Source organism: Alicyclobacillus sp. CIJ1 (assembly GCF_057538885.1).
Map to the genome: position 1 here is coordinate 288,095 of NZ_BAAJPH010000143.1, position 7,508 is coordinate 295,602.

The following is a 7,508-nucleotide window of genomic DNA, read 5'->3' on the forward strand; positions in this document are numbered from 1 at the left end:
CGCGGAGTGACTAGGGGCCGTTCATTGTACTTATGGAGTGGTGAGAGAGAACATGGCGACCAAGATCTTGGTGACGGACGACATCTCCCAGGCGGGCATCGACATCCTCTCCGGCCTCGAGGGCGCGGAGGTCGTCGTCAGGACGAACCTCACACCGGACGAGCTGAAGGAGGCCATTGCCGACGCGGACGCCCTCGTGGTGCGTTCGCAGACGCGCGTGACGGGGGACGTGATCGAGCGTGCGAAAAAGCTCAAGGTCATCGGCCGCGCGGGCGTCGGCGTCGACAACATCGACCTCGAGGCGGCCACGCGCCGTGGCATCCTGGTCATCAACGCCCCAGACGGCAACACCATTGCGGCGGCGGAGCACACCTTCGCGATGATGATCAGCCTTGCGCGGCACATCCCCGCGGCCCATCGGGATCTCCTCCAGGGCAACTGGAACCGCAAGAAGTGGATTGGCGTCGAGCTTCGCGGCAAGACGCTGGCCGTGCTCGGCATGGGCCGCATTGGCACCGAGGTCGCGAAGCGCGCGAAGGCGTTCGGCATGACCGTCCTCGGGTATGATCCGTTCCTCACGGAGGAGCGCGCACAGAGCCTCGGCGTCAAGAGGACGGATCTCGACACCGCCATTCGCGAGGCCGACTTCATCACCGTGCACACGCCGCTCACGAAAGAGACGCACCACATGATTGATGCAGGCCGGATCGCCCAGATGAAGGAGGGCGTGCGGATCATCAACTGCGCGCGCGGCGGCATCATCGACGAGATGGCGCTCGCGGAGGCGCTTGAAACCGGGCGCGTGGCGGGCGCGGCCATCGACGTGTTTGAGGAGGAGCCGCTGCCGATGGATCACCCGCTTCGCCGCTGCCCGAACGTCGTGTTGACGCCGCACCTCGGCGCGTCGACGGTGGAGGCGCAGGAGAACGTGGCGATTCAGGTGGCGGAGGAAATCGTGCAGGTGCTTCGCGACGACACCTTCGAGCACGCGGTGAACCTGCCGAGCTTGAGCCAGCGCCAGAAGGAGCGGCTCGCACCGTACCTCGCCCTCGCGGAGCAACTGGGACTTTTTGCGGCGCAGCTCGCGCAGGGCGCGCCCTCGAGCATGACCGTGCGCTACGCCGGCGACGCTTCCGATCCGGACGGCGGTTACCTCACCCGCACCGTGTTGAAAGGCTTCTTCAGCTTCCAGTACGACGGCGAGGTCAACTACGTCAACGCGCTGCGGTACGCGGAAGACGCGGGACTGCGCGTGCAGGAGGTGCGCGAGTCGCGCGGCCGGGTGTACACGAACGAGGTGGAGATCTCGGTCGCGACGGACAACGGCACCCACCGCGTCACGGGCACGGTCCTCGGGGAGTATGGGCCGCGTATTGTCGAGCTCGACGGGTATCCCATTGACACGCCCATCGAAGGCATTCTCATTTACACGCGGCACGAGGACCGTCCCGGCATGATCGGCCGCATCGGCACGCTGCTTGGCGATCGCGACATCAACATCGCGGGCATGCAGGTGGGCCGGCGGGAGACGGGCGGAGAAGCGGTGATGCTCCTGTCGGTCGACAAGCGCGTCCCCCAGGACGTGATCGACGAAATCGCGAAGCATCCCGGCATTCGGCTGGTCAGGGCCATCGAACTGTGACAGGCGGGCGCAGGCGCACATCCGCGCCCTTGAGAGAGATCTGCTGAAGGAGTGGAGACCGTGAGGCGGGTGGACAACTTCAATCCGGGCCCGGCGGCGCTGCCGCTCGAGGTGTTGGAGCAGGTGCGCGAGGAGCTCATCGACTTCCGGGGCGCGGGCATGAGCGTCATGGAGATGAGCCACCGCAGCAAGGAGTACGAGGCCATTCACAACGAGGCGCAGGCGCGGCTTCGACGGCTGCTCGGTATTCCCGACGATTACCGCGTGCTCTTTCTACAGGGCGGCGCGAGCCTGCAGTTCGCCATGATCCCGATGAACTTTTTGCGCGCAGGCCATCGCGCCCTGTACGTGCTGACCGGCGCGTGGTCGGAGAAGGCGCGGGACGAGGCGGTGCGATTCGGCGAGATTGCCGTGAACGACTGGGCCACGAAGGGCGGCTATCGGGACGTCCCCGAGTCCATCCCGGAGGACGACGGCTCGTTTCGCTACGTACACATCACGTCGAACAACACCATCTACGGCACGCAGTGGCCCGCGCTGCCGAAGACCGCCTCGCCGCTCGTGGCGGACATGTCGAGCGACATCCTCTCGCGGCCGATTGAGGTGTCGGATTTTGCGCTCATCTACGCGGGCGCGCAGAAGAATCTTGGGCCGTCGGGGGTCACCGTCGTGATCGCGAAGGACGCGTTTTTGGCGGAGGCCAACTCGGATCTGCCCGCGATGTTGCGCTACAGCACGCACGTGAAGTCGAACTCGCTCTACAACACGCCGCCCACGTTTGCCATCTACGTGATGGAGCGGGTGCTCGCGTGGGTGGAAGAGATGGGCGGACTCGCGGCCGTGGCGGAGCGCAACCGGAAGAAGGCAGCGCTCGTGTACGAGGCCATCGATGGTCATCCGCACCTGTACCTCGGCCACGCCGAGAAGCGGGCGAGATCGCAGATGAACGTGACGTTCCGGCTCCCGAGCGAGGAGTTGGAGCGCGCGTTCTTGAACGAGGCCGCGGAGAAGGGGTTTGTGGGCCTGAAAGGCCATCGGAGCGTGGGGGGCTGCCGCGTGTCGCTGTACAACGCGGTGCCCATCGAGGCCGCGGAGCGGCTCGCGCAGTTCATGGACGACTTTGCACGCCGGCATTGAAGCGAGGAGGACGGGATGTTCAGGACGATTTTGTTCGATGTGGACGGCGTCATGCTGAGCGAGGAGCGTTATTTTGACGCGTCGGCGCTCACCGTGCACGAACTCTTGACGAGCCCACGCTTCCTCGGCCTGTCCTCCGTATCGCCGGCCTTCTCCCCGGCGCCTGCCGAGGACGCCATCCGCGCCATCCGCCGCGACGTGTTCCGCGACGACGTGGTGCTCGAGGGCCTGAAGAACATCGGCGTGAATGCCAACTGGGACATGGTGTACTTCGTGTTCGTGGCGGAGTGGGTCGCGGCGCTCGAGCGCGCGCGGGAGGCGTCCGCGGAGGTGGTCGATCGCGCCCGGTCCGTTCTCCGGGAGGGCTTTTCGGAGGCCTCGCTTCGCGCCATCGGGGAGATGCTGCGGGAAGCGCTGCCCGGGTACGTGATCGCCTGGAAGGGATACGACGCGCTGTACGAAGGGGCTTCGTCGCGGTCGGATTTGATGGAGCGGGCGCGGGCGGCGCTCGCCCGGTACGCGCCTGAGGCCGACGCGCACGCGCTCTGGCAGGTCGGGCAGGCGACGTTCCAGGAGTGGTATCTCGGCGATGCGTACACCGGCAAGACCACGGGCAAGGCGGGCTTTCTCACGAGCGAGTACCCGATTGTCGATCCGGCCGCGTTCGCCGCGCTGCTCGCGGATCTCAAGGCGGCGGGCGTGACGTTGGGGATTGCGACCGGCCGGCCGGAGATTGAGACGCGCGTGCCGCTTGAGCACTTCGGCTGGCTGTCGTATTTCGATCCGGCGCGCGTCACGAACGCCTCGGACGTGGTGGCGGCGGAGGAGCGGGCGCCGCACGCCCGGCCGCTGTCGAAGCCGCACCCGTTTTCGTACCTGCGCTCGCTCATGGGCGAAGCGGACGTCGAGAAACTCCTTACGGTGGAGCTTCCCATCCAGGGCATCCGCGGCGAGGTGCTCGTGGTGGGCGACTCCATTGCCGACAAGCTCGCGGCGGACAGGCTCGGCGCGTCGTTTGCCGCCGTCCTGACGGGCCTCGAGGGTCAGGCGGCGAGGCCGAAGTTCGAGCGGCTTGGGGCTGACTTCATTCTGAACCACGTGCTGGACCTTCGCCAGGTCCTGAGCCTCGCGCCCGTGGAGTGACCGAGGTGGCGAGGGAGGGGAAGGGGGCGGGCGCCGAGAGGCGCCTTGCTGCCCGCGCCTCGTCGGCTCCGTCTGGGCAGTTCGCTTGCGGGGCGACGATATGGAGGCCCAGGGGACGTCCTGGGCTTGTGGCGCTGGCGGGGGCGCTTCGGCGCGGGCGCGCCGCGCGAGAGTAGGCCCAGTGGGCGCGATGAGCGGCGCGAGCAGGCGCGGATTTGGGCCTGCAGTCGACGTTCCAATTCGCCTGCGATCGACATCCCAAATGAGAAATTTTGTGCTTGCAGAGTCGGCAGAATGCTGCTATGATAACAATCGTCGCTTGGCTCCATCGAATGAAATGCGGAGAGATGTCCGAGTGGTCGAAGGAGCACGATTGGAAATCGTGTAGGCGGTCAACGCCGCCTCGTGGGTTCGAATCCCACTCTCTCCGCCATGCAATTGTGGCGGCGTAGCTCAGTTGGTCAGAGCACACGGTTCATACCCGTGCTGTCGGGGGTTCGAATCCCTCCGCCGCTACCACGTGCCACCTTGGCTCAGGGGTAGAGCAGCTCACTCGTAATGAGCAGGTCGTCGGTTCGAATCCGACAGGTGGCTCCAGAAAATCCGCGTAACGGCGCGGAAAATGAACGAGGCTCCGAGGTGATCGGGGCCTCGTTTCGTTAATGTCGGCCGATGAAGAACGACGCGGTAACGCAAAAGCATCGACGGACTTGTAGATCGCGTCGGAAATATTTCTAATAAGATTGAGTTGTATAGCTATTCGGCGATTCCGTTTCGTTGCGACGAGCGGACTGCTCGGAGAGGAGTACATGATCATGTCGTACGAGGCTGTTAAGCTGCATGAAATTGTGCATCGCGCTGTCAATCACCACTGGAGTATTCCAGAGTTTCAACGCGGTTTTGTGTGGAGGGCAGGACAAGTAAAAGATTTGGCTGAGTCGTTGTGGTTGAATTATCCCATTGGAAGCTTTCTTCTGTGGGATAGTCGTGGCGGCGGTGAACCTCAACGCGCGATGGATGCGAGATCTCCGTCCCAATGGGTCGTAGATGGACAGCAGCGTACAACAGCGCTGTGCATTTTGTTCGGCCGCAAACCATACTGGTGGGCGGATAGCGAGGAGTGGAACCGAATTCTAAACAAATACGATATCCGTTTCGACATCGAGGCCAAGGATCCGCCGTATTTCCTGGTTGCTGACGCCGTCGTAAGAAGAACCAAAGTACCAAGATATATTCCGGTGCGAGAGTTGCTCAATCTTGATCCCAAGAAGGACAGTGACGAAGAGAAGCTCCGACGGCTTGCGACAGAGGTGAAACAGCAAGGTCTATGCAAACACATGGATACCATGGAGATTTACGCGCGGCTGGACCGAGTGCGTAAGATACGAGATGCGGATGTGGTGACCATTACGGTGGACCATGAACTGGAGGATGTAGTGGACATTTTCTCGCGTCTCAACAGTAAGGGAACTCGGGTGACGGAAGCCGATATTTACTTGGGCGTGGTATCTGCGCGTATGCCGGGGTGGGTTCGCGAATATTTTTTGCCTTACTTGAATACTCTGAAGGAATCGGGATTTGCCATCAGTCCAAATCTGTTGTTTCGATGTGTGACAGCTGTCGGAATTCAAAAAGTCCGGTTTAAAGAAATCGACGATGATTTTTGGAATCCGGCTTACATCCGTCCCGCGTGGGAGCGAACGAAACGGGCGTGGCCCGAACTCATCGCCCACTTTCGGCAATATGGGATATTGAGCAGTATGCCTCTGCCAACCGAGGCTGCGCTCGTCACCATGGTGGCGTTACTCGACAAATTCCCAGACGGTCCCTTCAATCTGGCACTATACTGGTTTCTTCAGGCTTCGCGCTTCGGGCGGTACAGCGGATCGAGCACAGCTAACTTATCCGAGGACGTGCGCGACGTTACACAGTCGAAATCGATGGAGGAAGCGGTCGTCAAGCTGTTAAGCAGGTTCGATCATCAACTGCCAGTGACTGCCGAGGACTTCTTGCGGAACTACCGCGAAGCGCAGTTCGGACGCTTTCTCCTTTACCTTCTGGTTTACCATCAGAATGCGCTAGATTGGGACGATCGCGACCATCGGCTTGGATTCGACGGGATCGAAGCACTGGCGGATTTTCGGCCGCAGTGGCATCACATATTTCCGAGAAAATTTTTGGAGGGTAAAATTCCGGAGGACAGAATCGACGCACTGGCGAATATTGCGGTCATCGGGCCGAAGATCAATATACGCATCAGCGCCAAGTCGCCGATGGACTACATATCACGCTATCGGATCTCAGTGGAAAAGCTGAGATCTCAGTTCATTGACGAGGACGTGATGGAGCGCAGTGTCGATGAGTATGAGGATTGGCTCGTGAGACGCGCGGAGCGCTTGGCAGAGGCTGCAAATGCGTTTTTCGCCGAGCTTCGGGGTCAAATTGTTTAACGCAAAATAGAAGTGCAGAACGCCGACACGCAAATATACACAGCGTGGCGCGTGAGGCGCGGGAGGAATGTGGGGGCTCCGCGCCATGCGTGACCTACGAGTAGGCCGAAGATTGGTACCTTTGATTGAGACATTGTTAAAGTCTCAAGTGGTGGTGTAAAATCGGTCGGCCCGAATTGACGAGAAAGCCACCGTGCGTGTCTACTCGAAGTGTGACCCAACACCAAAAGTAGGAGGCACGCAACGATGGCTTTGCTCAATAGCTTCGGAGTTTTGGAATGGATTCGCAAGATGCAAGATGAAGATCACATCGACGTGTTACGTGAGCTCATGCAACTGATCGCCCAATTCATGATCGATGCGGAGGCGACGGAGAAAATCGGTGCTGAGCGTTATGAACGCACAGAGAGCCGCATCACGCAACGAAACGGTTCGCGCTCGCGCACGTGGGATACGCGCCTGGGAACCGTGGAACTGAAGATCCCGAAGCTTCGCCAAGGCAGCTTCTTCCCCTCGCTACTCGAGCCCAGGAGACGAGCGGAGCAAGCGTTGGCGGCTGTCATCCAGGAGGCTTACGTGAAGGGCGTGAGCACGCGCAAGGTCGACGACCTCGTGCGAGCTCTGGGACTGGAGGGCATCAGCAAAAGTGAAGTTTCCCGTCTGTGTCAGCAGATGGACGAAGCCGTGCAACAGTTCAAAGAACGGCCGCTGGAACATGAGTATCCGTACGTGTGGCTCGACGCTACCTTCCCGAAGGTTCGGGAAGGCGGTCGCGTGCAGAGCATGGCCTTGGTGATTGCAATTGGGGTCACGGACACCGGTGAGCGAGAAGTGCTTGGGTTTGACGTCGGCACGAGCGAGGACGGCGCGTTTTGGACGGATTTTCTCCGAAGCCTGAAAGCCCGCGGACTGCGGGGCGTACGGCTGGTCGTTAGCGACGCACACGCGGGTTTGCGCCAAGCGATTGCCGAGGTGCTCACAGGTGCAACCTGGAAACGATGCAAAGTGCACGCACTGCGCAACGTGCTGAGTCAGGTGCCGAAGAAAGAGCAGGCGATGGTCGCATCCATCCTGCGGACGATCTTTGCCCAATCGTCCCAGGAGGCGGCTCGCAAGCAACTCCGGCGCGTCGTGGC

At 61.4% G+C, this 7,508-nt stretch carries 5 protein-coding genes and 3 tRNA genes; all 8 read left to right on the forward strand.

Annotated elements, in window-relative coordinates; translation table 11 throughout:
* The first annotated feature begins 52 nt into the window (after nucleotides 1-52).
* Nucleotides 53-1,642 (forward strand): phosphoglycerate dehydrogenase, encoded by a 1,590-nt coding sequence (gene serA, locus AC27E8_RS14480; RefSeq protein ID WP_487099964.1) that lies wholly within the window; start codon nucleotides 53-55, stop codon nucleotides 1,640-1,642.
* A gap of 60 nt (nucleotides 1,643-1,702) precedes the next feature.
* Complete coding sequence (gene serC, locus AC27E8_RS14485; RefSeq protein WP_487099965.1) at nucleotides 1,703-2,779, forward strand: 3-phosphoserine/phosphohydroxythreonine transaminase; 1,077 nt, start codon at nucleotides 1,703-1,705, stop codon at nucleotides 2,777-2,779.
* Between the two features lie 15 nt (nucleotides 2,780-2,794).
* Nucleotides 2,795-3,922, forward strand: coding sequence for an HAD family hydrolase (locus AC27E8_RS14490; RefSeq protein ID WP_487099966.1), 1,128 nt, complete (start codon nucleotides 2,795-2,797; stop codon nucleotides 3,920-3,922).
* A 341-nt stretch (nucleotides 3,923-4,263) separates the two neighbouring features.
* Nucleotides 4,264-4,355, forward strand: a tRNA-Ser gene (locus AC27E8_RS14495).
* A gap of 9 nt (nucleotides 4,356-4,364) precedes the next feature.
* A tRNA-Met gene (locus tag AC27E8_RS14500) sits at nucleotides 4,365-4,441 on the forward strand.
* Nucleotides 4,442-4,444: 3 nt separating this feature from the next.
* Nucleotides 4,445-4,519, forward strand: a tRNA-Thr gene (locus tag AC27E8_RS14505).
* A gap of 218 nt (nucleotides 4,520-4,737) precedes the next feature.
* A complete protein-coding gene (locus tag AC27E8_RS14510; protein WP_487099967.1) occupies nucleotides 4,738-6,372 on the forward strand; it encodes a GmrSD restriction endonuclease domain-containing protein in 1,635 nt (544 codons plus the stop codon).
* 246 nt (nucleotides 6,373-6,618) lie between these two features.
* On the forward strand, nucleotides 6,619-7,508 hold an 890-nt coding region (locus AC27E8_RS14515; RefSeq protein WP_487111510.1), incomplete at its 3' end, for an IS256 family transposase.

Coding starts and splice junctions, on each gene's coding strand:
- AC27E8_RS14510 (WP_487099967.1), top strand. CDS start 4,738: ATGTCGTACGAGGCTGTTAAGCTGCATGAAATTGTGCATCGCGCTGTC.
- AC27E8_RS14490 (WP_487099966.1), top strand. CDS start 2,795: ATGTTCAGGACGATTTTGTTCGATGTGGACGGCGTCATGCTGAGCGAG.
- serA (WP_487099964.1), top strand. CDS start 53: ATGGCGACCAAGATCTTGGTGACGGACGACATCTCCCAGGCGGGCATC.